Genomic DNA, 26,897 nt, shown 5'->3' on the forward strand with positions numbered 1-26,897 from the left:
GCCAGCATCGCTAGCATGACCCCGACGTACCGCCGATCCTCAAGGGGAATCTAGGGTGACGACCCATGCGGACCGCATGTTCGCTGAGTTAGACAGACAACTGGAGCACGTCCGGGTTCAATGCGACGCCATTGCGAGTCGCGCCGGCTTTCTCATTGCTACCACAGCCGTTGCTGCCGCAGTCTTGGCGGCCCGAATTCAGACCGGAAAGCTGAATGTGTCAGGTGCGTTATGGGCTTTAGGTATAGCTGGTGCACTTGGAGTTATTACTCTCGTTCCGTTATTGCATCCAGGTCCGCGTCTTGTTGCCGTGCAAAGGTGGGCTACTGCTGCTGGCGAAAAGGAGCAGGCTGACGCGACTGCCGAACTTTTTCTATCGAAGATTTTGACACTAGAGGGCAATCGTGCCCGCTTGCTAGTCATGACAGTAGCGTTCTATTTTCAAGGGGCAGCTGTCGTGCTTGCTGTCGTGCTGGCGCTGATGCAGACGATGGGGAAATGAAATGGCCCGACGTTCCCGGACGCCGTCTTCGAATCAGCCGGGCTCAAGGCATCCCGAGAGCAATGCGGCGTCCGAATCCGATAGTGGTAGCGCGACTCGGAAGACGCCGGAAGTGAGGGGTGATGAGATAGGCGGGGGCGGCGCGCCTCTGTCGTTCAACGAATCTCACCTTCGAAGAGCTTCGGGCGCGGTATTGTCGCATTCCCTCCTAGGGAGGCTGGGGCCTGCCAACAGGGGAATGAGGCTCGCCATCCGTGCAATTGCGGAGTCGCTCAAACTAGCCGACTCTGGTGGGATTTCGGTTCCTGTAGCGGAGCAGGAGCAGGAGCGGGAGCAGAGTCGCGGTCAAGGTCGCGGCGGCGATTACCGGTCTTCGGCGGCCACGGGCCATGACCAGCAACCGCGACCTAGTGCTGCTGAGGAGCGCGGACCGTCTCACCCCGCCTATAGGGGGAGTCCCTCAATATCGGAACGAGAGCCGATCGAGTTCTGGGCGTTGGTGGGTCGGTGGATTGACGAAGGCGAGAAAGCGCAGACCGAGTCTGCTGCTGCCTCGCGGGACGGCGGAACTGAATCTGACATGGAACCTCTTGAAGAGGTGCCGCTAGAGGAGGCCGTTAAGCAAGTTGTTGCCCTCATGACTAAAGTTTCGGCCGAGGATTTGAAGATAGACGGTGACGGCGACATTGAGATCAGGGCTGGGTCTGCGGCCGTGTTCGTTAGAACGCGAGATGCCCCGCCGCTGGTTGACGTGTTCTCGCCTGTTTTGATGGACGTTGAGCAAACGCACGAGCTTCTAATTAGGTTGTCTGAATTCAGTAACCGTTTGCCTATAGGTAGGCTCTACTATGCGGCAGAAACCGTTTGGGCGTCCATACCTGTTTATGGGCGTTATTTCCAATCGGCGCATCTGATGCTTGCCGTGCAAGTCATGATTGGGTTGGCGGATGAATTAGATGACCGATTGAAGGCAGAGTTCGGCGGCCGGCGGTTCTTCGAATAGGGGCGGGGGCGGCGTCCTCGGGCAGGTTCGCGGTTCCGAGACGCGATGACACAGGTTAAACCCCTGGGAACTGGATCTGGGAATGACTCCGTGAACGACTAACTGGGTGACATCACGATCGTTGCCCGGGGGGCCAAGGAGTCGAAGCCAGCGGGTAGGTGGCCGCAGTCGGGCGATGGCCAGGCCCCGGTCTAAATGGCCGCAATGGCAGAAACCCAGGCAGGCTGGGTTTCTGCCATTGCGGCCATTTAGACCACTGGCTTACGCGGGTCTGCGGCCTGCCGTCGCAGGCAGGGCGTAGACGGTGCCAGTGGTTTGGTGTACGTCCGGGTGGACGAGGAACCCGGGCGACGGTGGCCGGCCGGCGCCGGCCCGGGGCGGTGGGTCGAGTTGGCGCAGGTACCCGTGGATTTCCAGCAGTGACAGGACGGGGTCGAGGTCGGCGGCGGTGGGGATCTGGCTGCGGACGGCCCGGTACAACTCCTTCTTAGTGAACGTGGTGGAGCCGGTCCGTTCGATCCAGGCGAGCACGAGCCGGGCGTACCGGGTGCTCTTGTCGGCTCCCATGTCGTCGAAGGCGGCCAGAGCGTGAGCGGCGAAGTACTCGCCGAGCAGTGCGGCCCGCTCCACAGTCTCGGCCGTGACCGGCTTGCCCCAGCCGTCGCGCAGCTGTTCGGCGAGGTGGATCAGCCCGGCGAGGCGGACCACTGCGCCGGTGTACTTGCTACCCCAGTCCACGACGTGTCCCCATGCCCCGCCGGGGGCAAGGCGTGGTTCTACGGCCCGTTCGATGTCCAGGACCCGTTCGTTGGCTTCGGGGGTGAGCGGGAGCACTGCCGGGTCGGTCCATTCGGCGAGGCTGGCGACCAGGGCACCGAGGTTGGCGGCGTAGGCGGTGGCGATGTGCTCGGGTACCGGGTCGGCGCCGATCTTTCGGCGGCCGACGGTGTTCTCAGGCAGGCTGAACAGGATACGGGCGAGTAGCCCTTTGCCTCGGAAGCCGGGCATGTCGGCGATGTCGCGCAACACGTCGGGTTGCACGGCCAGGCCGAGGGTGAGGGCGGGGTGTTCGACGTGTTCGGGGGCGCGGGAGCGGCGGTTGACGCGCAGCATGTCGCCGGCGTGGCCTTTGAGGAAGACCTCCAAGTTGGGGGTGCCGGAGTAGCGGCCGGCGATGGTGGCGAAGATGCCGCCTTCGGGGGAGAGAACGGCGAGGCGTCCGCCCTGCTCGGCGAGCAGGGACGCGGCCTCTTCGCTGGTGACGTCGTCGGCGACCAGTTGCGGCAGGACAGGCACAGTCACGGCGTCAGCGTTCATCGCGGCAGCGGTCGCTTCGGCAAGCAGGGTGTCCCGCCCGGACGCGTCGGCGTTCGCGGCGGCGATGGCGGCTTTCTCCGCCGTCTTGCCGGCGACGCGCGCAGCAAGTTCGGCCTCCACGATCGCCGGCTTCGTCCGCTCGACAAGGGCCTTTTCCGCGGCGAGCAGCGGCCCGGTCATCGCGGCGAACACAGCCGACTTCCGGGAGCCCGGTGGCAACACAACGACGGTAAACAGGTTCGTGGGTTCGCGCCAGGAACCGCGCACCTCCACTTCGGCGCGGCCCCCGGCGGCGGTGGACAGGGCGGCCAGGGCGATGCAGCCGGCGAGGTCGACGGGGGTTTGGGTGAACTCGGCGACGGCGTAGACGTGCTCTGCGACCCATTCGGGCAGCACGTAGGCCGGGAACTCGGGGAGGTGCCGGCGGTCGCCGAGCGGGATCAGTGGTGCCCATTGGGCGCCGGTGGCGGCGTGGTCGAGCATCGCGCGGCCGGTGGCGAGGATGTCGGCAACGTCGGCGCCCTGGTCGACCTTATCGGCGAAGTAGACGCCGAGGTCGGCGACCTGGCGGCGGCGTGCGTGGTCGGCGACGATCCGCGCGTAGTGACCTGCGTTCGCGGTAGTGGGGACGGCGGCAATCAGGGTGTGCAGGTACGGAGCTCCGCCGACCTTGGCCAGGTCGCCGGTTGCGGCGAGTCGGGCGGCCAGGGCGATCGGGTCGACCGGTTCGCGGGCGGCGTGCATCGTGCAGAGCGCTTCCCACAGTCGGGCGTGAGCGGGCCGGTGGAAGTCGGCCGGGGTGAGCGCCGTGGCGAGGTCGGCGACGACGGACGGGTTGAGCAGCGCAGCGCCGATCACGGCCTGCTCGGCGGCGTGGTCGTGCGCGGGCGGTCGGGTCACGATGACGTGCTCCTGTCGTGAGTCGGGGAGGGAAGTCAGGCGGCGGTGCGGCCGGGGCGCGGCTGACGGATCGCGGCGGCGCGGATCACCAGGTCGCGCAGGCCGGCGAGCAGGGTGCCGAGCTGGCGGCGGGCTGCCGGGTCGACGTCGGCCAGGGCAACCCGTACGCGGATCTCGGCGTGCTCGCGGCCGTCGCTGGCCCGCACGCGGACGAGGACGGCGCGGGCGTGGCCGGGCAGGTCGACCAGGATTTCGTCGGAGCGGTGTTCGCCGAGGTTGCAGCGGTGGTCCCGGGCGCACCACCCGGTGTGCCGTTGGCTGCCGGGGCGGCGCTTCACTGGTTGCCTGCCCGGTACTCGGCCCGCATGTACTCGGCGATGCGGCGGCCGATACGGACGCGGCGGCCGGTGCCCTCGCAGCGGCGGCAGTCGCGTCGGGTACCGATGGCGGTGCGGTGGTTGCGGCGGCCCCGGCAGCGGCGGCAGCGCCCCCACGGGGCCACGACGCACAGGACCAGGTACCACACTGTGTAACCGAAGGTGGCGAGGCTAGCGAGCAGGGCGATGGTGGTCACGAAACGCCTCCACGAGCCGGTTTGAGGATGCGGAGGGCTGACGCCGCTAGTGGCTAGGGCGCTGGCCAGGGTTGGGATTGGTCGCTAGCGGGGGTGCTAGGTCTAGCGGGGGGTGCCGCTAGACCTAGCGACCACACGTTGTCCGGGTTAGGCGGCTTTGTCGCCGCGCCGCTTGTGACGCTCCGCGACCGCATCGGCGATGTGCTGGCGTTCGATGCCGCGCCGGTTGGCGCCCTTGCCCGTGGTCGGGTCGGTGCCCCACACCTGCCCCGTGGTGACCCCGTACGGCTTGAGCGCTGCCGTGAGCTGATCGCGGGTCAGGTCCCCGTACGCGTCGGCGTTCAGCTCGGCAAGCCGCTCGGTCAGCGTCTCCGCCCACACCTTCGCCTCCGTCGCCGGAACGACGGTGAGGATGTCGTCCAACAGGGTGTCCCGGCGTACAGCCGGGGTTGGCGCGGCCTGTCCGATGGCGTGGCCGGTCAGCGTGCCGGCCGCCTCGCGCAGGGCGCGTGCCCGGTCGGTGATCTTCTCGGCGGTGGGGCCGTCGATGTAGAAGGTGCGCACGATCTGCGCGTCGTCGGCCGCGCCGACGAGGTAGCCCACGCCCTTGTCCTTCTTGGCGAACATGGTCGCCCGGATGCCGTTCTTGTACGCAGAGGTGCCAAGGATCATGTCGTTTTCGATCTGCCCCATGACACGCAGGCAGAACCGCGTACCGGCGTTCGCCGACACGCCGGTGGGCAGGCTCTTGGCGTCCGGCCGCTGGGTGGCCACGACGAGGATGACGCCCAGGGCGCGGCCCAGCTTGATGACCTTCTCGGCCAGCTCTCCGGCTTCCTTGCCGAACTCCGGGTGTGAGAACAGTTCCTGCACCTCGTCCAGAGCGACAACGAGCCAGTGCAGACCGAGCTTGCGGCGGCGGGCCAGTTCGGGGGTGACCTTGTTGTCCGGGCATACCGCCTTGGGTAGGCCCTTGATGACGGCGGCGCGTCGCTGGCATTCCTTGCGCAGCTCCCGCAGGGCGATCAAGCCCTCTTCGGCGGTGTCGTCGTCCTGCCCCGACGCATACCGCGCCGACACCTTCTCCAACGGGTCGAGTCCACCGGTGCCCTTGAAGTCGAAGCACCACAGTTCCGCGTACGGGTCGAGCGCGGCGGCGAGCATCGGGACCTGGGTGGCGGCGGTCTTGCCGTAGCCAGGGATCGACCCTATGAGCAGGTTCGTGTACGGCAGGTCGAAGGTGATGATTCGGCCGCGTGGATCGGTGCCGAACGGCACCGGCTTGGCGAGGTCGAAACCACCGGACGCCTTGAGTAGCGGCCAAGCGGCCGGCTTCGCGGCGGCCATGTCCTGATCTCCCACCCACAGCAGCATCCGACCGGGGTGCACCTCCGGCTGTCCCTCCGGCCACACACAGCCCAGCGGCCGGGTGAGGCCGGCGGCGAGCCGGTCGCGCCGCTCGATGACGTCCCCGGCGGTGACGCCCGGCGGTAGGTCGATGTCGGCCCGCCACCCCGGCCCGTCGCGGACGATAGGGGCCGTGAACGCGATAGCGCGGTTGCCCTGCTTGGCGATGGCCTGGGTGATGCCGGAGATGCCGAGCACGGCCAGGGCGCGCACGACCACATCGGAGGTGAGGCGGGCGACCCGAGGCACGACCACGGCGGTGTCGAGCAGCGGCTTGTCTGCCGGCTGACCGAACATCCCACACAGCGTCACCAGCAGTGCCAGCACGGCCCACCGCGCCCACTCCGGGGCGAGAGCGACCGCCACGCCACCGGCCAGGGCGATGGCGAGGGTGAAAGTGGCGACGATGCCACGCCACCGCACTCGCCGGTCACGCTGACGGGACAGCTTGAGGTAGTCCTCGGCGTTCTCCCGCCGCACGGTGGCCTGCCGGACCGGCTCGCCTTCCCAGTCGAACAGCCACCGGGTCGCCCCGGACAGCATCCGCCATGCGCCGGCCGGGGCGCGCAGCGCCAGCTTGCCGGCGTACTTCGGAGTGCGGGTGGCGTGGTACGCGGTGGTGTGCAACAGGTGCCCGACCGCCCATCGCATCGTGTCGCGCAGCTCGGCGCGCGAGCGCAGCCAGGCCGGCAGGATCGGGCGCCGCTGACCGGCGCGTACGCCATCGAGAGTGAACCGCGGCGTGCGCTGCGCGGCCGGGGAGTCGACCAGCACCGGCCCGCCGTCGTCGGTGTCGGCGCTGATGCGGGCGGTACGGGCGGCGTCCAGGTCGACCACGTTCGCGTCGGGGGCATCTCCGGTCAGGTCGCGCTCGGCGGCCCGCCAGTCGAATCGGTCGTCGTCTCGGGGGGACGTCATGTCGGGTGTTCCTCCATCTGGGGTTGTGGCGGTGGGGAAGGACCGGCGGCGCGGCGCAGGTTGGTAGCCAGGTGGCCGCGCCGCCGGGCAGGGGAAGTCAGTTCTTGACGGAGATTCGGTTGCCGCAGTCACCGCAGGTCGCGTGAGTGCGCTGGTTGCTGGCGGTGATGTCGCGCCAGTTGGTCTCGTTGCCGCAGGCCGGGCACCACAACTGCTTGCCGCCGCTGCTGACGCGTCCGGCGCTGCCGATCGAGATGCTTGCCATCAGGGATCTCCTTCGGTGAGGGTGGTCAGGCGGCGCAGAACAGGGCGGCGATGAACAGCCAGCCGATGTGCCAGGACTGGTCCAGGGCGTAGGCGCCGGTGCCAAGCGACGGGTTATCGTCGCGGCCGGGTCGGGGTGCGCCGAGGGCGTAGAAGTCGGCCGAGCCGAGGGCGGCGGCGATCCGGCGAAGTGGCGTGCGCCGGTCGGCGATGTAGTGGGTGACCGCCGAGATGGTCAGCCCGACCGCCACACCCCACGGGTCGAGCCGCAGGCCGGTGCCGGCGATCAGGAACAGGAGCGCCAGGCCGGCGGTGGCGGTGTAGGTGGCGACGTGGGCAGCGCAGGCGATGCGGCCGGTCCAGCCGGGCTGGCCCTTGCAATCGGCCTGGTGCTGGGTCTGCACCCAGTGGTCGGCGACCTGGTGGGCGACGTAGAGGGCGACAAACACGGCAGCGAACGCGGCGGCGTGGCGGCCGGTGGGATCTGCGAACATGGGTGGTCTCTCCCGAGGTCGTTGGCTGAGGGGTGAAGGGCCGGCGGCGCGGCGCAGGTTGGTAGCCAGGTGGCCGCGTCGCCGGGCGGAACTAGTCGTGGGTGCGGACGAGGTGTGCCAGGGCGGCGCCCATGCCGAGCACCCCGACCGGCAGGCAGGCCACGGCGGTGGTGATCCACCACGGGGCCGACGTGACCCCGGCCGCAACCAAGAGGTGGTACGCGACCTGGCCGAGCGCGCCGACGAGCAGCGATGCGATGGCCGACCACTTGGCGAACCGGCGGGCCAGGTCCGGCACCCGGCCGGACAGCCACACGTACAGGGCATAAGCGCCGTACGTCTCCACGCCGATCGGCAGGGTGATGGCCGAGTTGATGGAGAAGCTGTCCCAGATGCCCGGCAGCGGGTGGACCACCCCGAACCCGGTGAGTCCGCCGAGCCCGACCCACCCGGACCAGATCGCCACGAACGCGGGCAGCGCCAGCAGCACCACCGGCCACACCACCGCACGCCGGTTGTCCGTCAAGTCGGCCGGAATCGCTTCGGTCGTGATGTTGGTGCCCAGGTCTGCGACGGGTGCTGCCTGCTCCGACAGGACCGGCGGGATGTCGTCCCTGGCTGGCGGCAGGTCCGGTGCTGGGACCGGGTCAGCGATCGGGTCCGGGACGCTGTCGACCGGGTCGGCGGTGGGTTCGGTGGTGGCCGGTGGGGTGTCGGTGCGGGTCAGAGCGGCGAGGATCGCGTCTGCCTTCGGACCGCCCACCCGCAGTTCCTTCTTGATGCGGTTGCGTGACGGGATCTCGCCGAGCTGGTCGGCCAGGTCGCGGGCGGCGGGGATCAAGTCTTCGACCGGCCGGGGGAAGGCCGACAGCGTGGGGGCGGTCATGAAAGGTGTCCCTCCGATACGTCGGTGCCGTAGATGAGCGAGAACAGGGCTTGTTGCAGGTCCACCAGGTCCGCCCCGCACCCGTCGTACGGCTCGGCCATCGACGGGTAGCCGTGCGCGGCGAGCACCTGGGCCACGTCCAGCGCCAGACCAAACGTGAAGCGGGGGTCGTCAGCGGGGCGGGGGATCGGGTAGCGACGGCTCATGGCGCTACCCACCTACGCGGCCCGGCCGTCGGCCGAGCGAACGGCGAGCAGGGCACGCGCCTCACGCAGCACCCGGCGCTGCGCCCGACGAAGCCGCTGCCAGTCCAACTCGGTCGGGCCGGCGTCGCTGGTCAGCACGACGATCTGCGCGTCGAGCAACAGAACCTCAGCCTCAATCAGCGGCAACTCCTGCTCGATCTCAGAGAGTTCAGCGGCGTTCGGCTCGACCTCGGGGGAGTGGTTCGACTCAGTCACTTGCATGTCCCTTCTGACTGATCCGGCGCTCTAGATGCGCGCCTTTGTTGCGCAACAAGGTAGCGATACGCGGGTCTGTTGCGCAAGGGGGTAGCGGTATGTTGGTCCGATGGTTGATGCGCGAGATGAGCTATCAGCAGCCACGAAGCGGTACCGGCGTACCGAAGCTGCTCACGAAGCGGCACGCGAAGCGGTGGTTGCGGCGGTGGTTGCGGCGCTCCGTGGTGGCGTCGGTCCGGCTGAGGTCGAGCGGCTGTCGCCGTTCAGCGGTGCCTACGTCCGGAAGCTAGCTCGGGAGCACAGCGTCCCGCCTGCGCCGCCGGGGCCGAAGCGGGCCACTCGGTAGCGGTCAACCGGCAGGCCGCAACGCGTAGTTGCTGGCGTCCACCAGGCCGTACGCCAGCGCGGACGCCTCCATTTCGTCGATGGCGCGTGCCGGAATTACGAAGCGGCCACGGACCTTGATGGCGGGGAACTGGCCGGCGTGAATCGCCCGGTAGACGGTCACCTCCGACATGCCGAGCATCGTTGCGGTGTCCGCGACCGACCGGAACCGAGGGCGGTCGTTCTTGGCGGCGAGGGGTTCAGCCACGGGAGTCTCCTCAGTAGTCTGTGGTTGGTGTTCCGTTCGGCTTGCTGAGACCTAGTGAAGTCGAAGATGAGCCGAGCGCCCATGCAAACCCAGTGCAACGTGTGGCAATCCAATGCAACTTGCAAGCTCGGGAGACGACGGTGGCGGCGGTAGATCGGTGGACAGGGAGCCTCGCCTGTTCACTGCAAGCTGCCGCCGGAATGACGAACGAGGGATTCGCGGGGTGGCTGGGAATCGCGACAAGGACGGTCGCGTACTGGCATAGTCGACCCGATACTGTTCCTGGGAATGCCAATCAAGACGTGCTTAATGCCGCCTTGGACCGTGTCGCGGATTCGGCTCGCTCCCGGTTCTTCGAAATGCTCAGCGCGGGGCGCCCGGAGGGAAATGCTGGCAGCGGCGGCAGCGTTGTTGATGCTGTGAGCGCTGCTGCCGACTCGGTCGCCAATGATTCCCTGCTGCTGAGCCTGGCCCTGCCACACGACTCCATTGAGTCCTTGCAGGAAGACGTGAGGTTGCTCGCCCGGTCGGGAGGCATGGCAGCCTTCGATGTCTTCAGCAGCGCCCGCCGGTTGCGGGACGAGGCAAGGGCTTTGGTGGAGCGCACGCGTCGGCCCGTCGAGTTAGCCGACCTCTACGTGGTGATCGGCCAGAGTGCTTCCCTGATGGCCTCCACCGCATTCGATCTCGGGCACTGGAACGAATCGGCGGCGCTGGCCAGGGCATCGACGCAGTACGCTGACTTGGCCGGACATGCGTCATTGAAGGCGTGGACCTATGGCCTGCAAATGACGCTCGCAAACTGGCGTAACGAGCCTGACTCCGCGCTGAGCTACTTCGCTCGGGCCATGCGAACGGCACCGGAGGGCGAGCCGAGACTGAGGCTTCGCTACGTCGCTGCCCGCTCTCACGCTCTGCTCGCCGACTCCGATTCGGTCGCGGCCGTCTTGGAAGCGGCCCAGCGAGACAGAGAAGCGGCGGCGGACCGACCCGACGAACTTGCCACCGTTACCGGCGGAGAGTTCGCATTCGGCGACGCGCGGGCGGCGGCATGTGCGGCGGCGGCATGGCTTGACCTCCACAACGGCGAGCAGGCCGCGAGGTACGCCCGAGAGGCGTTGCAGGTGTACGAGGCGTTGCCGTCGCCCAGGCGGCCGTACTCGCAGATCAACGGGACGCAGATCGACGTGGCCGCTGCGCACCTCCACATGCGAGACAAGGATGGCGCCGCCGAAGCGTTGCGTACCGTCTTGGACCTGCCGCCGCAGAAGCGCAACGTCTCGCTGACCGGCCGGCTGTCGCGGATTGAGCGCATGCTGAGCCAGTCGCCGTGGGACCGCGATGCGGACGCGCGCCAGCTCGCCGAGCGCATCTCGGTCTGGCTGTCGGAAACCTCAGCGCGCCCGCTCGCCTGACTGCCGCCAGGCGGCCAACACCTGAGCTTCCCTCTCCGGGCTGATGCCAATCTCGGCGGCGCGGTCGTGGTTGCTGACTTCGCCGCTCTCCACCATCCACCGCCAGGTGTCGCGGACAGTCAGGGAGAGCGGCCGACAGCGCAGGCCGGCAGCCTGAGCCTTGGCGGTGTCGACGCGCCACACGCCGTCGAAGGTGCGCCAGAGGGGCAGCTCGGACCACTGCCGGACGCCTTGACTGACCAACACCTCATCGGGCACCCACTCGAAGGAAGCGTCCGCCTGGGTGGCGTGGGCGCAGTCGGCCAGTAGCCCGCCGAAGGTGGCGCCGCCCACCGGGGCGCAGACGTTGAACGCGCCGGAGGAATCTTCGGTGATGGTGTGAAGTGCGAACGCGGCCAGGTCGCGCACGTCGACCGGCTGAATCGTGCGGTCGGAGGAGCCGGGGGCTAGGACTTGCCCACCGGCAGCCACGCGGCGCAGCCACCACGGCAGGCGGCCGACGTACTCACGCGGGCCGAGCACGACACCGGGACGCAGGATCGTCGTCCGATCCGCTCCGAAGGCGGTGACTGCCGCTGCCTCGCAGCCGGACTTCTGGTAGCCGTATTGCGTCGGCCCATCCTCGGTGTCGGTGCCGTAGTCCGGGCCGGCGTTGGGCGGGCAGTAGAGCACCTCGGACCGTTCGCTGAGCGGTTTCAGCGGCCAGTCCCGGTAGACGCTGACCGTCGACATGAAGACGTAGCGACCGGCGACGGGAGTGAGGGCACGAGCCACGTCGAGGGTGTTCCTCGGCACGTAGCCCGAGGTGTCGACCACGGCATCCCAGGGGCCGGCCGCGGCGAGGGCGGCGACGTCCTCCGGACGGGTTCGATCACCTCGGATGGGCCGTACAGCCTCTAGGAAGGGGTCGGAGGTGCCCCGGTTGAAGGTGGTTACCTCCCAGCCCGCGTCGATGGCGGCCGTGACGACCGCGTGGCCTACGAACCAGGTTCCGCCGAGCACCAGCAAACGCATGCGCCCTATCATGCCGATCTGGCGAGCAGCCGCCGAATCGGCCGTACTCTCGGGCCGGGGCGGCGCTCGTGCCCTCCAGCGCCAAGATGTCGCCTTGGAGCCGGCCAGTCGCTGTCAGGCCGGGGCCTGCAAGCGGGGCTCCCCTGGGGTCCCCCTTGAGGTATCTGGGGGACTGTCCAGGAGCGGGTAGGTCGTCGCTCGGCGGGCTGCTGGCGTGATCCTTGGCAGGTATAGGAATTCGCGGATCCACCCCTGTCTCATCAGCGGCTTGGTCTAGAAGGAATCTAATCAGACAAGGTGTTGTATTTCCACCCCGCCGAAGTGGCGTGCGAAGTATTCGGCCACAAGCCGACGGTGGCAATTATGAGGCTTCTCTTCACTGCATAGGAAGCAGTCGCCGTCGCGCAACTCGTCAGCCCAGCTCGCTTCTACGCGTCTTCCTTGAATCAACTCTCCAAAACGTGCTTCGTATTCACTCCAGGTGCCCGCCCCCTTCTTGTAGGCATCTAACATTTCCTGGGTAGGCGCAAGATCTAGAGCGTGTGTGTAGCGAATAGATCCGATTTTTCTAAGAAAGTATTCTAGGTCGTTTTTTTTGGCGAACCCGGCCAGCTGGGAGACATTGTTTAGCCGGACATCGACAACCCTGTTGACTTGCGCGCCGCATAAAGTGTCAAAAAATTGGGAGGCGGACTTCCGTGTGAAGCCAATAGTGTAGATTTTCACGACAGAACGCTCTCATGACTTTCGGTCCTAGGTGCGACATAGGCTATGCGCTCCTCTTGGCGCTGGTAAGCCTCTTGAAGTATCTCTCTTCTGGTTCTAAATATCTCCGGCTGGTGGAGGCCGGTAATGCGCAGAAGTCTATTCTCTGCATCGCGGTGAAATTCAAAGTTGCCGTCGGAGTGAATGTGCGTTACTTCCATGCCGTCTTCGGCTAGGTGTCGGCTGATCAGGATTGCGCGATGGCAATTCAGTGGCTCGCCTTCGGTGCACATGATTGCAATCGGCATGCGTTGGGTTCCTTCTTGTAGCCGCTTAAGCCCTTCGCGAAAGAGATCCAACCTGGCAATTCGATCGTAACGGACGCGACCATGCTGATCTCTCACGGATGGTCCAACGCCACGTCCACCTAACTCGTGCCCAAGGAAAGCGTACGATATCTCAGCGTCTTTCAGTGAAGATCTCAACGCTTCGCGGTTGAAATGAGGCTGGTGTCTGCTGTAGGGAGTTGATCGGACGTCGGCAATAGCGGATATCCCTGCCCTCCGCAAAAGTTCTATGAAGCTGGTAAGTGAGTGTGTGGAATGTCCAATGGTGAAGATTTGCATTTCATGTGCAGGCATCCTATGCTCCAATGATGGCGGCGACGAACTTGTGGCAGCGTTCGTCTGCGAATTTCTCACCAAGGCTAATCGTCAAGTAGCTAGCGCCGAGCGCATATTCGCCGATTGCTCGATCTCGGTACGCGCGTTCGATTATTGGGTCCGTGACCGTGATATTATACTGCACGCCGCCGAAGTGAAAGTCGGCCTGGACTCGCCGCCTTGGATTGCCGAAATTCTCGCCGATTGTAAAAACGCGCAGATTTAGCCCGTGGGCTAAGTAGATGAGCTTTAGGGAGCCGTCTGCGGGATCGGCCTCTTCTGCGGGAAGGCAATCATGCAGGCCGTTTTGGGTGCGCCAACCGTTCTTCCAAAGTGGGCCGGAAGTGGCGGCCAGTGCTGTAATTTGGCCGGGGGTAACGCTTCCAGCCTTCACCCAACGGGAATTGGAATCGATTACCCAATTCTCCTGCTGATGTCCTCGTGGTCGGGGGTAAAGTAGAGGAATGTCGATGATGTCCAGCACCTGCGGTTCGCTTCCGTCTTCGTATTTCCGCTCGTCGTATGAGACCGCCTCGTGAGTTTGGCTGCTTATGGGTCGGATCCATCCTGTGGCTCTAGCTCCATCTAGTTCAAGCCCGGCTATGCATCGCCCCTGCGGTTTGCGAGAATTTGCAAGGCATAAGATTCGCTTGACCGCCGTCAACTTGGCTCCCACAGGTCAATAAGCGGGTAGAACGATGGACGTACCAAGTCTGCCCTACTTGATGTCGCTGGGGTACCGACAGACCGTCCCTCCTGTGCTCCCCTATAGCAAACTGTTCGAGTCGCTGTTCAGAGCGAATCCGCAGCTCATGCACACGCGACGGTCGCTCGACGACCCCGAGAGACACTGACCAAGCCCTCTGCTGTCAGAAGGACGACAGCCCGGTGAGCGGTGCCCACGGAGACGCCATAAGCTGCCGCAAGCTCAGCAACCGCCGGAAGCTGATCACCGGGCCGCAGCATCGCAGTCGCGATTTGCTCGCGAAGGTCTGCCGCTATTGTTTGGTAAGGGCTGCCTTCCGCCGTTCGCCGTGTGGGTGTAGCCGGACGCGGCGGCATTCGAGCGGCCAGGGTCCCTGCCGCGCGCTGGTCCGACTCCGACAGCCAGGCTGCATAGACCCTGAGCGTAGTTGTCCCGCCGCCGCCATGACCAAGTCGGCCGGCGACGGTCCGCACGTCGACACCTGCGTTGATCAGCTCGGTCGCCGAGTAGTGGCGCAGGGCGTGAATGTGGCTGGTGATGCCGAGTCGGGTGGCGAGTCGGCCGTACCGCTGCGTGATGGTGTCAGGGCGGTAGCCACGGCTGTTGTCTGGCTCGGGGGAGAAGACGTAGTCGGCGGGATCGGCGTCCGCGTCGAGCTGGGCCAGGCGCTCGACGTACCGGCCGTGCAGCTCGCGCAGCACTTCGATCGTCTCCGCGTCGAGCGCCACCCGCCGCTGCTGGTGCGTCTTGGTGTCCTTCTCCCGCAGTTCGCCGTCTGCGTCCAGGTAGGAGCTGCGTCGTAGCGTCAGCACACCGGCGGCCAGGTCGAGATGGTGCCAGCGGAGCGCGCACAGCTCGCCGCGCCGGGCGCCCGTCGTCATCGCGAGCCACACCAACGCGCCCCAATCCGGGTCGCGCCACGCCTCGTTGATGATCCGCGCGGCGTCGGCCGGGTTCGGCGGCTGCGGATCGGGGTGCGGCGGCGCGGGTGGCTCGGCCTGACTGGCGGGGTTGACGGCGATCCAGCGCCAACGGACGGCGCGGCTGAGGGCACCACTGAGGATCCAGTGGATTTGCCGCACTGACGAGGCGCTGAGCGGCTTGCAGACGTGCGGCCGGCACTTCGCCGTGCAGCTGTGCTCGCCCTCCAGGCGGTGCTTCACGTACGCCTTGCCGCCGCACCAGTCGCGGCAGCGGCGCAGGCTCGCGTAGAACGACTCCAACGTCTCGGCTTCAAGCCGGCCGACCGGCAGCTTGCCCAGCACCGGCCGGACGTGCTTATTGAGCTTGTTCACGTAGCCCATGCGCGTGGTGGCCTCGATTTCGGCCACCTCAAGCCACCGGTCTAGGAGTTGGTCGAGGGTGGCGCGGGTGCGGGGGTTGCGCCGCTCGTCCACCTGGGCCAGCAACCGGGTACGCGCCTTCTCGGCTTCCTTGGCTGCGGTGCGGCCGGCGGGGATGACCTCGGTCAGGTAGTGCCGCTTCCCGCTGATCGGGTCGATCCCGGCATAGACCTTCACGCGCAGTGACCCACTGGGCAAGGTTTCGATCTCACCACGCTGGCGTTTGCTGCGTCCGTTCGAGGCTGCCACGGGGCCACCGTAGCCCACTCGCACCACGGACAGCCCCACGCGAGCCGTTCAAGTCAGAGAAGTACCTGTGCGCCCGGCAGGATTCGAACCTGCGGCCTTGGGATTAGAAGTCCCCTGCTCTATCCGCTGAGCTACGGGCGCGCAACATGCAACTCGCGCCAAGAGGGTACCGCCGTACCCCCGCCAGGTGGGGGAACGGGTGGCCGTCCCGGCACGGTGATCAGCGTCGCACGCCACCGCCGCCCTGGTCACCTCGGTTCCACTCCGATCGGTCGGCAGGCGACGCCCCGATCGGTCGGTGGGTGATGCCACAGCCCGGGGGCGAGGGCCCGTCAGCCGCAGCCGGGCCCTCCCCGCCCCGTACCCTCGGTGCCGTGCTGCTGGAACCGGATGCCGAGAACGAGGTCGCCTACGAGCTGTGCCAGCTGCTCGGTCGGGCGATCCTGCCGATCCGTCCGGCCGGTGACGGCCCGGTCGGAACGGCGTTCTTCCTCCACCATCCGACCGGGGAGTACCTGCTCACGGCGGCGGACGTGCTGGCGTACGCCGACGTCGCGGAGATCGGGTTGAGACCGAGCGTGACCGAGCCGACAGGGGTGGCCGCCGACGCGCTGGCCCTGCCCTGCGGGTGGTGGGTACACCGGCCGGAAGGCGGGGTGGCGGTCCTGCCCGCCGGCGGGCTGCACGACCGGGCGGTGCGGGAGGGCTGGCGCTGGCGTACCCAGTCGGTGCCGGACGCGATCGCGGCCGGCGCGGACGACGTGGCCCGGATCGGCGCGGAGCCGGTCTCGGCGATCGTGCTCGCGCTCGGTGTCCGCGACGACGGGTCACGGCCGTTGGAGGTGGCGGTCGAGCGGGTGGTCCGCGCGGCTGACGGGCTGCGGCTCACCGGTGAGCTGCCGGCCGGCTACCTCGGCGCGCCGGTCTTCGGCGTCCAGGCCGACGTGGCGGGCGAGGTCGGGCTGCGCTGCCTGGGCGTGGTGCTGCCCGGCGAGGGCGGCCACCCGGTGGCCACCCTCGACCGGGTCGTCACGGACCTGGGCTGACTCAGCCGCCCTGGGCCGCCGTGGCGGGCTCGTCCGCGTCGGCCGGGGACCGGCTGCCGGGCACCGCCGCGGGCGAGGCCGGGCCGGCCTCCGTCGGGCCCGCGCCGAGGAACGCCTCGGCCCACCGCCCGACCTCGGCGAAGACCTGCTCGCGTACGGCGGGGCCGGAGAGCGTCAGGTCGTGCATGCCGCCGTCGAAGCGGGCCAGGGTGACGTGCCGGCCGAGCCGGGGTGCCCAGCGGACCATGTGCTCGACGTCGAGCACGGCGTCGGCGAGGGCCGCCGAGTCGTGCCACTTCGTGCCCTTGAAGCTCCGGGTCGAGCAGGCCAGCAGCACCGGCACGGGGATGTCCAGCCCGGCGCGCAGCTGCCGCTGGGCGGAGCGGATCGCGTGCAGCCAGCCGGCCCGGACGGGGAACCCGGCCAGCGGCTTCCAGTTCAGGTCGTACGTCCACTCGCCGCGGTGCTCGGCGTGCAGGCTCTCGCCGTACACGGTGCCCAGGCCGAAGGGGAGGACCCGGTGCGGCGCGCGGCGGCCCAGGCGGGAGACGGCGGCCGCGAGGGGTCGACGGATCACCCAGGGGGCGTTGATGTCGAAGAAGGGGCTGTTCAGGAAGAGCCCGTCGACCAGGCCGGCGTCGCGTCGGGCGTGCGCCCAGAGTGAGATGATCAGGCCGCCGGTGGAGTGACCCATGGCGAGCACCGTGTCGTGGCCGTCGTCCTCGCGGATGATCTTCGCGGCGGCGTCCAGTTCGGGGAAGTAGTCGCTCAGGTCCCGGCAGAAGTTCGGGGTCTGGTGCGCCAGCAGGCTACGGCCGTACTTGCGCAGGTCGAGGGCGTAGAAGTCCCACCCGCGTTCGGCGAAGAAGTCCGCCAGGTGGGTCTGGAAGAAGTAGTCGACGTAGCCGTGCACGTAGAGCACGGCCCGTCGGGTCGAGTGGTCGGCACGCCGCCGCACCAGGGTGGCGACCACCGCTCCCTCGTCGTCGGTGCCCAGGTCGATCGTCTGCCGCTCGTACGGCGGCCCCAGCACGTCCGGTTCCACGAGGGCGACGGTACGCCCGGAAGCTACCGGGCGGTAGCCCCTGGTTCGTCCCCGCCCGGCCGTACCGGACGAACGGGGACGAACCAGTGGTGTCACTCAGGCCGTCTCGACGTCGACCCGGTCGAGGTCGGCGTCGGCTGCCTGGCCCGGACCGGGCTGGCCGATCTCCCGGATGTGCTTGTTGTGCCGGGGCTCCTGCTTCGTCTTCGCGTCGTTGAGCCGTCGGCGCAGGTCGTCCCGGGCGTCGTGCAGCGCCGCGCGCAGGTCCTCCTCGCTGGAGGTGGTCACGATTTTCTGCCGGCCGGCGATCCAGCACTCCAGCGTGACCTTCTGCCCCCGTGCCTCCCGGTCCTTGACCGACACCTCCAGTTCGGTGGCGTCGGCGTGGAACGCGGCCAGCCGCGCGTCCAGGGTGGCGAACTGCTCCACGATCCAGTTCCGGTCGCCCTGGGAGAAGCCGGCGCCGACGCGCAGGCACTCGGCGACGGTCGCCGGGTTGGTCACCGCGCTCATCGCCGCACCTCCCGCTCGGTACGGACGGAGCCGGTCGTACGCGGGCTGAGAATCATCTCGCTGACCTTTCTCATCTGACCTCGTGCCGTGCGGCGCTCGGTCGACGTGCCGTGGTGGCCGTGGTGGTGGCCGTCTCTGGTTGATCAACTCCATACCCGGTCGGGATCCTCCTCACTCCCGGTGATCCCGTACTTCGATCCTGGTCGTCCCCGGTGCCGCCACCCAGGGCCGGTCGGCCCTAGCAGACCGGGACCTTGATCAGGTTCTTGTCCACAGGGGGTTCCGTCGTCCACAGGGCGGCCGTCTGCTGCTGCGCCCGGACATCCGTACCGGCGAGGCTCGGCGGCGAGTCGACTCACCACGGCAGCCCTGAACCCCTGGGAGGGGACGATGTTCGACACGTACGTGACAATTGTCGGTAATGTTCTGACGGCTCCGGAGTGGCGGCGAACCACGCAGAGCAACACCCTGGTCGCCAACTTCAAGGTCGCCTCCACCGCCCGCCGTCTCGACCGGGACAGCGGCCGGTGGGTGGACGGCAACAGCCTCCGTGTCCGGGTCAACTGCTGGCGAAAGCTGGCCGAGGGGGTGGCCGCCTCGGTGATGGTCGGCGACCCGGTGGTGGTGGCGGGCCGCCTCTACACCCGCGACTGGACCGACGACGCGGGCAACCACCGCACCCTCTACGAGTTGGAGGCGGTCGCGGTCGGGCACGACCTGTCCCGGGGCCGGGCCCGCTTCCTGCGCAACCGGCCGACCATGACGACCAGCGCCGTGGAGGACGCCGAGGCGGCCGTCCGGGTGCACGGCGAGCCGACGGAGCCGGTGCCGCACGGGCAGGCCCCCACCTCGCCGGAGGACCGGCCGTTCGACGAGGACTTCGAGTTCGCCGGGTTCGCCGTTCCGCAGGCCGGCCACGGACTGCCCGACCGTCCCGGGTTGCCGGGCGACGACCTGCCCGGCGGCCCGGCCGGCGACGAGCTGACGGGCTCCGGCTTCGAGGGCACGGCCGATCCGTTCGACGACGACGAGGACGGCCGGACCCTCGACGACGAACTCGCCCCGGAGCCGGGCGAGCGGGTGGACGACGGCGCCGACGCGGGGGAGCCCGGCGAGCTCGACCCGGTGCCGGCGGAGGCGGCCGTCGCCCGGCCCGGCCGGGGGCGTCGCGCCCGGGGCAGGGTGTCGGTGCCGGCCTGAGCCGGTGGACCGGAGCCCGGTGACGTGCGCGGTCGGGGGCACGGCGGTCCGGGTCGGGCGACACGGGACGGGGGCGGGGTGGCGACGGCGACGTGGCCACCCCGCGTACGGCTAGGCTGGCCGGCCGGAGGTGGTGACAGGTGCGTCAGGCGACCGCCGTGGCGAACGCGGCAGGACTGCTGGCGGGGTACGCCCTGGACAGCCTGCTCGGCGACCCTGCCCGTTGGCATCCGGTGGCCGGGTTCGGCCGCGCGGCCGGTGCCCTGGAGCGGCGGATCCATCGCCCCGACCGCGCTGCCGGGGCAGTCTTCACCGCGCTCGCGGTGGGTGCGCCGGTGCTGCTCGGCGCGGCGGCCACCGCCGCCACCCGACGTCGCCCGATGGTCCGCGCCCTGCTGGTGGCGGCCGGCACCTGGACGGTGCTCGGCGGGCGCACGTTGCGCCGCGAGGCCGGGCTGATGGGGGCGGCCCTGCGCAGCGGTGACCTGCCCGCGGCACGCGGCCGGCTGGGCAGTCTCTGCGGCCGGGACCCGTCCGCCCTCGACGAGCCCGAGCTGGCCCGGGCCACCGTCGAGTCGGTCGCCGAGAACACCTCCGACGCCGTGGTCGCACCCCTGCTCTGGGGCGCGGTCGCCGGCCTGCCCGGCCTGCTCGGCTACCGTGCGGCCAACACTCTCGACGCCATGGTCGGTCACCGTTCCCCCCGGTACGCCCGCTTCGGCACCCCGGCGGCCCGCCTCGACGATCTGCTCAACCTGGCGCCCGCCCGGTTGACCGGCCTGCTCACCATCGCCGTGGCCCCGGTGGCCGACGGCGACCGGAGCCGGGCCTGGCACATCTGGCGGCGGGACCGCAACGACCACCCCAGCCCGAACGCCGGTCAGTGCGAGGCGGCCATGGCCGGCGCCCTCGGCGTCCGGCTCGGCGGGCGCAACGTCTACTTCGGCCGCTCCGAGGTGCGCCCGTTCCTCGGCGACGGGCCCCGTCCCGAGGCCCGGCACCTGAAGCGGGCGGCCCGGATCTCCGGCGCGGTCGGCCTCGCCGCGCTCGGCATCGCGGCAGCCTGGCCGCTCACCGGGGGCAGGTTGGCGGGCGCCGTGGGCCGGCGCGGATCGGCCGTCCTGGCCTCCGCCGTCGCCGCCACCGTCGCCTCCGCCGTCGGCGGCCTGGGAGCCGCGGTGACCCGTGCCGGCGGTCCCGGCGCCGTCGGCACCGCCGGCGCCGGGCTTCCCGGGGCGGTCGGACCGGCGGTGCCCGGCGATGCCGGCCCGCAGCGGGGGAGGGGCCGGTGAGCGGCGGTCTCCTGGTCGCGGGCACCACCTCCGACGCCGGCAAGAGCGTGCTCACCGCCGGCATCTGCCGCTGGCTGCACCGGCGTGGGGTCAAGGTCGCGCCGTTCAAGGCGCAGAACATGTCGAACAACTCCGCCGTGGTGGTCGGGCCGGACGGCCGGGGCGGCGAGATCGGCCGGGCCCAGGCGATGCAGTCGGCCGCCTGCGGCCTCGCCCCGGACCTGCGGTTCAACCCGGTGCTGCTCAAGCCGGGCAGCGACCTGGCCAGCCAGGTGGTGCTCCTCGGCGAGGCCGTCGACACCGTCACCGCCGGCAACTTCCGGCAGCTGCGCCCCCGGCTCGCCGAGACCGCGTACGCGGCGCTGGCCGAGCTGCGCGCGACGTACGACGTGGTGATCTGCGAGGGTGCGGGCAGCCCGGCCGAGATCAACCTGCGGGCCGGCGACTACGTCAACATGGGGCTGGCCCGGCACGCCGGCCTGCCCACGATCGTGGTCGGTGACATCGACCGGGGTGGCGTGTTCGCCTCGATGTTCGGCACGGTGGCCCTGCTCGACCCGGCCGATCAGGCACTCGTCGCCGGCTTCGTGATCAACAAGTTCCGGGGCGACCCCGGCCTGCTCCGGCCGGGGCTGGACATGCTGCACCGGGTGACCGGTCGGCCCACGTACGGGGTGCTGCCCTGGCACCTCGACCTCTGGCTCGACGCCGAGGACTCGCTGGCGTACGGGCGGGTGCTCGGCCGGCCGGCCGCCCCGCACGGCACCGACTGGCTGGACGTCGCCGTCGTCCGGCTGCCCCGGATCAGCAACGCCACCGACGTCGAGGCGCTCGCCACCGAGCCCGGCGTCCGGGTCCGGCTGACCGTCGAGCCCGCCGAACTGGCCGCCGCCGACCTGGTCGTCCTACCCGGGTCCAAGTCCACCGTCGCCGATCTGGCCTGGCTGCGGGAGACCGGCCTGGCCGACGCCGTCACCGCGCACGCGGCGGCCGGCCGGCCGCTGCTCGGCATCTGCGGCGGCTTCCAGATGCTGGCCCGGGCCATCCACGATCCGGTGGAGAGCCGCCGGGGCAGCGTCCCCGGCCTCGGCCTGCTTCCCGTGGAGATCACCTTCGACCCGCGCAAGACCGTCCGGCAGGCCGTCGGTACCGCGTCGGGCGCCGTCCCGGTGCGCGGCTACGAGATCCACCACGGGTACGTCTCGACCACCGACCCGACCCTGACCCCGCTGCTCAGGTACGCCGACGGCGGCGGCGAGGGGGTCCGGCTCGACACCGTGTACGGCACCCACTGGCACGGGGCGTTCGAGTCCGACGAGTTCCGCCGGCGCTTCCTCACCGAGGTGGCCCGCACGGCGGGGCGGCACGGGTTCCGGGTCGCCCCGGACACCGCCTTCGCCGCCGCCCGGGAACGCTCCCTGGATCTGCTGGGCGACCTGGTCGAGGACCACCTGGACACCGACGCGCTGTGGCGGCTGATCGAGTCGGGGGCCCCCGCCGACCTGCCGTTCATCCCACCCGGCGCGCCCCCGGCCGCCTGACCGCCCGCTGGAGCGTCATGATCGACGCCATGTCGGCGACGTGGCGGTATCGGAGCCTGCCGGATGCCGCTACCTCGCCGCCATGGCGCGTGGCCTCCGGCGTGCGGGCCAGGTGGGCGGGGAGACCGCCGAACCCGCCGGGCGGTCCACTGCTCAGGGGCGGACGTCGGCGGGGCCGTCGTTGAGCGGCAGCCCCGCCTCCCGCCACGCCTGCGCCCCGCCGATCATGTCCGTCGCGTTACGCAGCCCCAGCGCCTGCAGGCTCGCGGCGGCCAGGCTGGAGCTGTACCCCTGCCGGCACACCACGACGATCTCCCGGTCGTAGCCGGTCGCCTCGGGGATGCGGCACTCGCTGGCCGGGTCGAGCCGCCACTCCAGCACGGTCCGCTCGATGACGATCGCGCCGGGCAGTTCGCCCTGCTCGCGGCGCTGCGCGTCGGTGCGGGTGTCGACCAGCAGAGCGCCCGCCCGTACCGCCTCGACGGTCTCCAGCGGGCTCAGCCGGCGCAGCCCGGCACGGGCCTGTTCCAGCAGGGCGTCCACGCCCGGACTTATCACGTCATTGAGCACGTCCAGATCATGCCGGTCACCGGCACCGGCCCACCGGCGAACGCCGCCACCGGCGGCGGAACCAAACTCACGGGGGACACCCGGTAGCGTCACGCCGGTGGCGGTGGCGGTGGTCGAGGCGTACGCGACGCTGGCCCGGCGGGTGCTGGCCCGGCCGGCGCGGCTCGGGCGTACCCGACTGGTGGCCGTCGACGGGCCGAGCGGCGCGGGCAAGAGCGTCTTCGCCACGCGGCTCGCGGACGCCCTCGCCGACCTCCCGGGCAGCGCGCGCCCACCGGTGGTGCACACCGACGACCTGCTCGACGGCTGGGCCGATCAGCTCACCTTCTGGTCGCGGCTGGAGAGGTGCGTGCTGGCGCCGCTGCGGGCCGGCCGGCCGGGCGCGTACCACCGGTACAGCTGGGTGCGGCGGGCCTTCCTGCCCCGGCCGGTGCCGGTGCCGGTCGCGCCGGTGCTGCTGGTGGAAGGAGTGAGCGCGGCGCGGGCGGCGATCCGGCCCGAGCTGAGCCTCGCCGTCTTCGTCACCGCGCCCGCCGGCCTGCGGCTGACCCGCGCGGTGGGCCGGGACGGGGCCGAGATCCTGCCCGAGTTGCGCCGCTGGCACGCGGGCGAGCGCACGCACTTCGCCGCCGACGCCACCGCGCCGCACGCCGACCTGGTGGTCGACGGCGCGCCTTCGCTGCCGCACGACGAACGCCGCTACTACGTGCGGCTGACCGGCCCGGACGCGGGCTCGGACGGTACGACGCGGTAAGGCCGGCATACGATGCCGGTCATGACCACTCCGATCATGTCCGAGTCCGAGATCCGGGCCGCCGTCGAGCGGGAGCTGCCCGGAGTCCGCGCCGACCTGGAACGCCTCGTCCGCATCCCCGGCATCGCCTTCGAGGGCTTCGACCACTCGCACGTGGAGCGTTCCGCCGAGGCGGTCGCCGAGCTGCTGCGCGGGTGCGGCCTGGACACGAGGATCGTGCGTTCCGGTGGCCAGCCCGCGGTGATCGGGAGGAAGCCGGCCCCGCCCGGCGCGCCCACCGTGCTGATGTACGCCCACCACGACGTGCAGCCGGTCGGGGACCTGTCGCTGTGGGAGTCCGACCCGTTCGAGCCGGTGGAGCGCGACGGCCGGCTCTACGGTCGGGGCGCCGCCGACGACAAGGCCGGCATCATGGCGCACGTGGCCGCGTTGCGCGCCTTCGGCGACCAGCTTCCGGTCGGCGTGGTCCTGTTCATCGAAGGTGAGGAGGAGTACGGCTCCGATTCCCTGGAGCGGCTGCTCGCCGAGCATCGCGAGGAGATCGCCTCCGACGTCATCGTGATCGCCGACTCGACCAACTGGGACGTCGGCGTGCCCGCGCTGACCACCTCGCTGCGCGGCATCGTCAACTGCTTCGTCGAGGTCCGCACCCTGGACCACGCCGTGCACAGCGGGATGTTCGGCGGCGCGGTGCCGGACGCGCTGACCGCCCTGGTCCGGCTGCTGTCGACACTGCACGACGACGCCGGTGACGTCACCGTCGAGGGGCTGGTCGGCCGGGAGGGCGCCAGCGTCGACTACCCGGAGGACCGGTTCCGCGCCGAGGCCGGCCTGGTCGAGGGGGCGTCGCTCTTCGGCACCGGACGGATCACCGACCGGCTCTGGACCAAGCCGGCCCTGGCGGTGCTCGGCGTCGACGCCCCGGCCACCGGCGAAGCGCCCAACGCGCTGGTCCCGTCGGCCAAGGCCAAGCTGAGCGTACGGCTGGCGCCGGGTGACGACCCGAAGCGGGCGTACGACGCGCTCCGTACCCACCTGGAGAAGCACGCCCCGTGGGGTGCCCGGGTCACGGTGAGCTTCGAGCACGACGGGGACCCGTGCGTCATCGACGCGGCCGGTCCGATGTTCGACGCCGCCCGCTCGGCCTTCCGTACCGCCTGGGACGGCACCGACCCGGTCGACATCGGCGTCGGCGGGTCGATCCCGTTCATCGCCACCTTCCAGGAGATGTTCCCGCAGGCGGCGATCCTGGTCACCGGCGTGGAGGACCCGCACGCCCGGGCGCACGGGCCGAACGAGAGCCTGCACCTCGGCGAGTTCGCCCGGGTGTGCCTGGCCGAGGCGTTGCTGCTGGCGCGGGTCGCCGAGGTGGGACGCCAGGCCAGCTAGACCGCCGTCGCCTGCGCGGGCTCGACCGTCCCGACCGGGGTGGCGAACCCGCGCGGCGGGGAGGAAAGGTCGCGGAACCGTAACTTCGGGGTCGATGTCGGAGTTTGCGGTGTGTCGGGCGCGCGGCTGTTATAGCCTCTCGAACATGCGTACGAACGACGTGATGGCGCGGCTCGAAGCCGCCGTGAGTGCTCTGGGGGACGTCGACGTCTCCGCGTGGCCCGAGGACACGCTCAAGGAACAGCTGGGCGAGCTCTCCGCGGCGCTGGTCGCCCTCGACGGCGTGCTCTCCCGGGTCGCCGACGAGGTCCGCGCCCGCGGCCTGCGCATCGAGGAACCCGTCTCCGCCTGACCCGCCCGGCCCGACCGGCGCCTGATCGTCCCTGGACGGCCCGGGTACGGCAATGCCCGGGTGGTGTCGGGGGTGGCTGGCAGGATGAGGTTCGTGCGGTTCCTCGACCTGGCAGCCACCTCCGCAGCCGTTGGCGCCACCAGCGGCCGGCGGGCCAAGGTGGAGCTGCTCGCCACGGCCCTGCGGTCGCTGGACCCGGCCGAGGTGCCGGCGGGCTCCGGCTACCTCGCCGGTGAGCTGCGCCAACGGCAGACCGGCGTCGGCTGGGCCAGCCTGCGCGACCTGCCGCCGCCGGCCGCCGAGCCGACCCTGACCGTCGCCGAGGTCGACGCGGCGATCGACGGGATCGCGGCGGTGCGCGGGCCGGGATCGCAGGCCCGCCGTCGGGAGCTGCTGGGTGTGCTCTTCGCCGCCGCCACCGCCGACGAGCAGCGGCTGCTGGTCGGCCTGTTCAGCGGCGAGCTGCGCCAGGGGGCGCAGGCCGGGCTGCTCGCCGAGGCGATCGCCCGGGCCGCGCAGGTGCCGGTCGCCGCCGTACGCCGTGCCCTGCTGCTCGCCGGGGACCTGCGTGCCGTCGCGACGGCCGCCCTCGGCGGGGGCGCCGCCGCGCTGGCCGAGTTCGGGCTGCGGGTGGGTCGTCCGCTCGCCCCGATGCTGGCGCAGAGCGCCCCCACGGTCGACGCGGCGCTCGACGCCACCGGCGCGCCGGCGGTGGTGGACGTCAAGCTGGACGGCGTCCGCATCCAGGTGCACCGCTCGGGTAGCGACATCGCGGTGTTCACCCGCAGCCTGGACGAGATCACCACCCGGGTGCCGGAGGTGGTCGCCGCCGTCCGCGCGTTGCCGGCCCGGGAGCTCGTGCTCGACGGTGAGGCGATCGGGCTGGACGCGGCCGGCCGCCCGCTGCCGTTCCAACAGACCTCCAGCCGGGCCGCCCGCCGTGCCACGCCCAGCACCACCGGTGGCACCCCGGTGGCCCCGGCGGTGCTCGCCGCCGCCGAGACCACCGGCGAGACGGTGCTGACGCCGTACTTCTTCGACCTGCTGCACCTCGACGGCGTGGATCTGATCGACCGGCCCGGCCGGGAGCGGTGGGCCGCCCTGGCCGGTGCGGTCGACGAGTCCCTGCTGGTCGGGCGGGTGGAGGTCGACGACGCCGAGCAGGCGGGCGAGGCCTTCGCCGCGGCGCTCGACGCCGGTCAGGAGGGAATCTTGGTGAAGGCGCCGGAGGCGCCCTACGATGCCGGCCGGCGCGGCGCGGCCTGGGTCAAGGTCAAGCCCCGGCACACCCTCGACCTGGTGGTGCTGGCGGTCGAGTGGGGCAGCGGCCGCCGGCAGGGCTGGCTGTCCAACCTCCACCTCGGTGCGCGTGATCCGCGCACCGGGGGCTTCGTCATGCTCGGCAAGACGTTCAAGGGGCTCACCGACGAACTGCTGCGGTGGCAGACCGAGCGTTTCCTCGCCCTCGCCGTCGAGCGCGGCGACTGGGTGGTGCGGGTCCGTCCCGAGCAGGTGGTCGAGATCGCCTTCGACGGGGTGCAGACCAGTTCCCGGTACCCGGGCGGGATGGCGCTGCGCTTCGCCCGGGTGGTGCGCTACCGGGAGGACAAGACCGCCGCCGAGGCGGACACCGTCGACATGGTCCGGGCGATCCACGCCGGGCGGGCCGGCGGCTGAGGGCGGTCGCGCCCGGGGGCGGCGGAGGCCGGCACCCCGGACCGTGCTGCCGCGTCCCGTAGCCCGACGGTGGGCCGGTCCGAGCGACCGCGGGGCGACCGGATCC

The 26,897-nt window shown here is 70.2% G+C and carries 29 protein-coding genes, 1 tRNA gene and 1 pseudogene; 12 read left to right on the top strand and 19 right to left on the bottom strand.

Going from position 1 to position 26,897, the window contains the following annotated elements; genetic code table 11:
• Window positions 1–55 precede the first annotated feature (55 nt).
• Both GA0070560_RS28345 and GA0070560_RS30120 read left to right on the top strand, forming a co-directional pair.
• The gene (locus GA0070560_RS28345; protein ID WP_139131573.1) at window positions 56–502 is read left to right on the top strand and encodes a hypothetical protein; all 447 of its coding nucleotides are present in this window, start codon (window positions 56–58) and stop codon (window positions 500–502) included.
• A gap of 238 nt (window positions 503–740) precedes the next feature.
• Complete coding sequence (locus GA0070560_RS30120) at window positions 741–1,505, top strand: T3SS (YopN, CesT) and YbjN peptide-binding chaperone 1 (protein ID WP_139131574.1); 765 nt, start codon at window positions 741–743, stop codon at window positions 1,503–1,505.
• 261 nt (window positions 1,506–1,766) lie between these two features.
• Here GA0070560_RS30120 and GA0070560_RS22530 read toward each other — a convergent pair whose 3' ends face one another.
• Entirely contained in the window at window positions 1,767–3,665 is a 1,899-nt protein-coding gene (locus GA0070560_RS22530; protein ID WP_245675664.1) for a YfjI family protein, read from the bottom strand.
• On the opposite strand from GA0070560_RS22530, the gene GA0070560_RS29600 reads away from it, so the two are divergent.
• Window positions 3,594–3,743, top strand: coding sequence for a hypothetical protein (locus GA0070560_RS29600; protein ID WP_245675667.1), 150 nt, complete (start codon window positions 3,594–3,596; stop codon window positions 3,741–3,743). The two genes, GA0070560_RS22530 and GA0070560_RS29600, sit on opposite strands and share 72 nt — an antisense overlap.
• A gap of 14 nt (window positions 3,744–3,757) precedes the next feature.
• Here GA0070560_RS29600 and GA0070560_RS22535 read toward each other — a convergent pair whose 3' ends face one another.
• The 9 genes from GA0070560_RS22535 to GA0070560_RS22570 all read right to left on the bottom strand — a co-directional run bounded on the left by GA0070560_RS22535 (window position 3,758) and on the right by GA0070560_RS22570 (window position 9,318).
• The gene (locus GA0070560_RS22535) at window positions 3,758–4,060 is read right to left on the bottom strand and encodes a hypothetical protein (protein WP_091301195.1); all 303 of its coding nucleotides are present in this window, start codon (window positions 4,058–4,060) and stop codon (window positions 3,758–3,760) included.
• Complete coding sequence (locus GA0070560_RS22540) at window positions 4,057–4,296, bottom strand: hypothetical protein (protein ID WP_091301197.1); 240 nt, start codon at window positions 4,294–4,296, stop codon at window positions 4,057–4,059. Before GA0070560_RS22540 ends, GA0070560_RS22535 begins: the two co-directional genes overlap by 4 nt.
• Window positions 4,297–4,443: 147 nt before the next feature.
• Window positions 4,444–6,621: a P-loop NTPase family protein gene (locus GA0070560_RS22545; protein ID WP_091301199.1), complete on the bottom strand. Its 2,178-nt coding sequence runs from the start codon at window positions 6,619–6,621 to the stop codon at window positions 4,444–4,446.
• A 97-nt stretch (window positions 6,622–6,718) separates the two neighbouring features.
• Window positions 6,719–6,886: a hypothetical protein gene (locus GA0070560_RS28860; protein ID WP_170839530.1), complete on the bottom strand. Its 168-nt coding sequence runs from the start codon at window positions 6,884–6,886 to the stop codon at window positions 6,719–6,721.
• 25 nt (window positions 6,887–6,911) lie between these two features.
• Window positions 6,912–7,379, bottom strand: coding sequence for a DUF3307 domain-containing protein (locus GA0070560_RS22550; RefSeq protein WP_091301201.1), 468 nt, complete (start codon window positions 7,377–7,379; stop codon window positions 6,912–6,914).
• A 91-nt stretch (window positions 7,380–7,470) separates the two neighbouring features.
• The gene (locus GA0070560_RS22555) at window positions 7,471–8,265 is read right to left on the bottom strand and encodes an ABC transporter permease (protein WP_091301203.1); all 795 of its coding nucleotides are present in this window, start codon (window positions 8,263–8,265) and stop codon (window positions 7,471–7,473) included.
• On the bottom strand, window positions 8,262–8,471 hold the full coding sequence (locus GA0070560_RS22560; RefSeq protein WP_091301309.1) for a hypothetical protein: 210 nt from the start codon (window positions 8,469–8,471) through the stop codon (window positions 8,262–8,264). Before GA0070560_RS22560 ends, GA0070560_RS22555 begins: the two co-directional genes overlap by 4 nt.
• Before the next feature lie 12 nt (window positions 8,472–8,483).
• Window positions 8,484–8,726, bottom strand: a complete 243-nt coding sequence (locus tag GA0070560_RS22565; protein ID WP_091301307.1) for a DUF6284 family protein — start codon at window positions 8,724–8,726, stop codon at window positions 8,484–8,486.
• A gap of 349 nt (window positions 8,727–9,075) precedes the next feature.
• On the bottom strand, window positions 9,076–9,318 hold the full coding sequence (locus GA0070560_RS22570; protein ID WP_091301205.1) for a helix-turn-helix domain-containing protein: 243 nt from the start codon (window positions 9,316–9,318) through the stop codon (window positions 9,076–9,078).
• 200 nt (window positions 9,319–9,518) lie between these two features.
• Between GA0070560_RS22570 and GA0070560_RS22575 the strand changes: the two genes are divergently transcribed.
• Window positions 9,519–10,733, top strand: coding sequence for a hypothetical protein (locus tag GA0070560_RS22575; protein ID WP_245675655.1), 1,215 nt, complete (start codon window positions 9,519–9,521; stop codon window positions 10,731–10,733).
• Here the strand turns inward: GA0070560_RS22575 and GA0070560_RS22580 are convergent.
• From GA0070560_RS22580 to GA0070560_RS22600, 6 genes are all read right to left on the bottom strand, one after another.
• Window positions 10,713–11,747, bottom strand: coding sequence for an NAD-dependent epimerase/dehydratase family protein (locus tag GA0070560_RS22580; protein WP_091301207.1), 1,035 nt, complete (start codon window positions 11,745–11,747; stop codon window positions 10,713–10,715). The genes GA0070560_RS22575 and GA0070560_RS22580 overlap by 21 nt on opposite strands.
• 288 nt (window positions 11,748–12,035) lie before the next feature.
• Window positions 12,036–12,473 carry a DUF488 domain-containing protein gene (locus GA0070560_RS22585; protein ID WP_211565953.1) on the bottom strand — a complete coding sequence of 146 codons (438 nt, stop codon included), beginning with the start codon at window positions 12,471–12,473 and terminating at the stop codon, window positions 12,036–12,038.
• Complete coding sequence (locus GA0070560_RS22590) at window positions 12,470–13,093, bottom strand: DUF488 domain-containing protein (RefSeq protein ID WP_211565954.1); 624 nt, start codon at window positions 13,091–13,093, stop codon at window positions 12,470–12,472. The genes GA0070560_RS22585 and GA0070560_RS22590 overlap by 4 nt, the downstream gene beginning before the upstream one ends.
• 1 nt (window position 13,094) lies before the next feature.
• Window positions 13,095–13,790, bottom strand: coding sequence for a dual OB domain-containing protein (locus GA0070560_RS28355; RefSeq protein WP_425412695.1), 696 nt, complete (start codon window positions 13,788–13,790; stop codon window positions 13,095–13,097).
• A 134-nt stretch (window positions 13,791–13,924) separates the two neighbouring features.
• Window positions 13,925–15,412 (bottom strand): tyrosine-type recombinase/integrase, encoded by a 1,488-nt coding sequence (locus GA0070560_RS22595; protein WP_245675656.1) that lies wholly within the window; start codon window positions 15,410–15,412, stop codon window positions 13,925–13,927.
• A 68-nt stretch (window positions 15,413–15,480) separates the two neighbouring features.
• A tRNA-Arg gene (locus GA0070560_RS22600) sits at window positions 15,481–15,553 on the bottom strand.
• 233 nt (window positions 15,554–15,786) lie between these two features.
• On the opposite strand from GA0070560_RS22600, the gene GA0070560_RS22605 reads away from it, so the two are divergent.
• Window positions 15,787–16,458 (top strand): hypothetical protein, encoded by a 672-nt coding sequence (locus GA0070560_RS22605; RefSeq protein ID WP_091301213.1) that lies wholly within the window; start codon window positions 15,787–15,789, stop codon window positions 16,456–16,458.
• Between the two features lies 1 nt (window position 16,459).
• On the opposite strand, the gene GA0070560_RS22610 is transcribed toward GA0070560_RS22605, so the two are convergent.
• Together GA0070560_RS22610 and GA0070560_RS22615 are read right to left on the bottom strand one after the other, a co-directional pair.
• Window positions 16,460–17,503, bottom strand: coding sequence for an alpha/beta hydrolase (locus tag GA0070560_RS22610; RefSeq protein WP_091301215.1), 1,044 nt, complete (start codon window positions 17,501–17,503; stop codon window positions 16,460–16,462).
• A gap of 96 nt (window positions 17,504–17,599) precedes the next feature.
• Complete coding sequence (locus tag GA0070560_RS22615) at window positions 17,600–18,016, bottom strand: HPF/RaiA family ribosome-associated protein (RefSeq protein WP_091301217.1); 417 nt, start codon at window positions 18,014–18,016, stop codon at window positions 17,600–17,602.
• A 390-nt stretch (window positions 18,017–18,406) separates the two neighbouring features.
• Between GA0070560_RS22615 and ssb the strand changes: the two genes are divergently transcribed.
• The 3 genes and pseudogenes from ssb (at window position 18,407) to GA0070560_RS22630 (ending at window position 22,049) form a co-directional block, all read left to right on the top strand.
• Window positions 18,407–19,216: a single-stranded DNA-binding protein gene (ssb, locus tag GA0070560_RS22620; RefSeq protein ID WP_091301219.1), complete on the top strand. Its 810-nt coding sequence runs from the start codon at window positions 18,407–18,409 to the stop codon at window positions 19,214–19,216.
• A gap of 140 nt (window positions 19,217–19,356) precedes the next feature.
• Window positions 19,357–20,322 (top strand): annotated as a pseudogene (locus GA0070560_RS22625) (cobalamin biosynthesis protein); the annotation flags it as partial.
• Window positions 20,323–20,504: 182 nt separating this feature from the next.
• Window positions 20,505–22,049 carry a cobyric acid synthase gene (locus tag GA0070560_RS22630; protein WP_091301220.1) on the top strand — a complete coding sequence of 515 codons (1,545 nt, stop codon included), beginning with the start codon at window positions 20,505–20,507 and terminating at the stop codon, window positions 22,047–22,049.
• A gap of 153 nt (window positions 22,050–22,202) precedes the next feature.
• Here GA0070560_RS22630 and GA0070560_RS22635 read toward each other — a convergent pair whose 3' ends face one another.
• Window positions 22,203–22,604, bottom strand: coding sequence for a rhodanese-like domain-containing protein (locus tag GA0070560_RS22635; RefSeq protein ID WP_091301316.1), 402 nt, complete (start codon window positions 22,602–22,604; stop codon window positions 22,203–22,205).
• Window positions 22,605–22,716: 112 nt separating this feature from the next.
• Here GA0070560_RS22635 and GA0070560_RS22640 point away from each other — a divergent pair, with 112 nt between their 5' ends.
• The 4 genes from GA0070560_RS22640 to GA0070560_RS22655 all read left to right on the top strand — a co-directional run bounded on the left by GA0070560_RS22640 (window position 22,717) and on the right by GA0070560_RS22655 (window position 26,791).
• Window positions 22,717–23,373 carry a uridine kinase family protein gene (locus tag GA0070560_RS22640; RefSeq protein WP_091301222.1) on the top strand — a complete coding sequence of 219 codons (657 nt, stop codon included), beginning with the start codon at window positions 22,717–22,719 and terminating at the stop codon, window positions 23,371–23,373.
• Between the two features lie 36 nt (window positions 23,374–23,409).
• Window positions 23,410–24,762, top strand: coding sequence for a dipeptidase (locus GA0070560_RS22645; protein ID WP_170839536.1), 1,353 nt, complete (start codon window positions 23,410–23,412; stop codon window positions 24,760–24,762).
• Window positions 24,763–24,907: 145 nt separating this feature from the next.
• On the top strand, window positions 24,908–25,114 hold the full coding sequence (locus GA0070560_RS22650) for a hypothetical protein (RefSeq protein WP_088975693.1): 207 nt from the start codon (window positions 24,908–24,910) through the stop codon (window positions 25,112–25,114).
• A gap of 84 nt (window positions 25,115–25,198) precedes the next feature.
• Entirely contained in the window at window positions 25,199–26,791 is a 1,593-nt protein-coding gene (locus GA0070560_RS22655; RefSeq protein WP_170839533.1) for an ATP-dependent DNA ligase, read from the top strand.
• Window positions 26,792–26,897: the final 106 nt, after the last annotated feature.

The organism is Micromonospora halophytica (genome assembly GCF_900090245.1).
GTDB classification, from domain to species: Bacteria; Actinomycetota; Actinomycetes; order Mycobacteriales; family Micromonosporaceae; genus Micromonospora; species Micromonospora halophytica.

What these genes read in the sequence shown, in the direction of transcription:
- GA0070560_RS30120 (WP_139131574.1), top strand. Translation starts at nt 741, where the DNA reads ATGAGGCTCGCCATCCGTGCAATTGCGGAGTCGCTCAAACTAGCCGAC.
- GA0070560_RS22545 (WP_091301199.1), bottom strand. Translation starts at nt 6,621, where the DNA reads ATGACGTCCCCCCGAGACGACGACCGATTCGACTGGCGGGCCGCCGAG.
- GA0070560_RS28860 (WP_170839530.1), bottom strand. Translation starts at nt 6,886, where the DNA reads ATGGCAAGCATCTCGATCGGCAGCGCCGGACGCGTCAGCAGCGGCGGC.
- GA0070560_RS22550 (WP_091301201.1), bottom strand. Translation starts at nt 7,379, where the DNA reads ATGTTCGCAGATCCCACCGGCCGCCACGCCGCCGCGTTCGCTGCCGTG.
- GA0070560_RS22555 (WP_091301203.1), bottom strand. Translation starts at nt 8,265, where the DNA reads ATGACCGCCCCCACGCTGTCGGCCTTCCCCCGGCCGGTCGAAGACTTG.
- GA0070560_RS22560 (WP_091301309.1), bottom strand. Translation starts at nt 8,471, where the DNA reads ATGAGCCGTCGCTACCCGATCCCCCGCCCCGCTGACGACCCCCGCTTC.
- GA0070560_RS22575 (WP_245675655.1), top strand. Translation starts at nt 9,519, where the DNA reads ATGACGAACGAGGGATTCGCGGGGTGGCTGGGAATCGCGACAAGGACG.
- GA0070560_RS22580 (WP_091301207.1), bottom strand. Translation starts at nt 11,747, where the DNA reads ATGCGTTTGCTGGTGCTCGGCGGAACCTGGTTCGTAGGCCACGCGGTC.
- GA0070560_RS22590 (WP_211565954.1), bottom strand. Translation starts at nt 13,093, where the DNA reads ATGCCTGCACATGAAATGCAAATCTTCACCATTGGACATTCCACACAC.
- GA0070560_RS22615 (WP_091301217.1), bottom strand. Translation starts at nt 18,016, where the DNA reads ATGAGCGCGGTGACCAACCCGGCGACCGTCGCCGAGTGCCTGCGCGTC.
- ssb (WP_091301219.1), top strand. Translation starts at nt 18,407, where the DNA reads ATGTTCGACACGTACGTGACAATTGTCGGTAATGTTCTGACGGCTCCG.
- GA0070560_RS22645 (WP_170839536.1), top strand. Translation starts at nt 23,410, where the DNA reads ATGTCCGAGTCCGAGATCCGGGCCGCCGTCGAGCGGGAGCTGCCCGGA.
- GA0070560_RS22650 (WP_088975693.1), top strand. Translation starts at nt 24,908, where the DNA reads ATGCGTACGAACGACGTGATGGCGCGGCTCGAAGCCGCCGTGAGTGCT.
- GA0070560_RS22655 (WP_170839533.1), top strand. Translation starts at nt 25,199, where the DNA reads ATGAGGTTCGTGCGGTTCCTCGACCTGGCAGCCACCTCCGCAGCCGTT.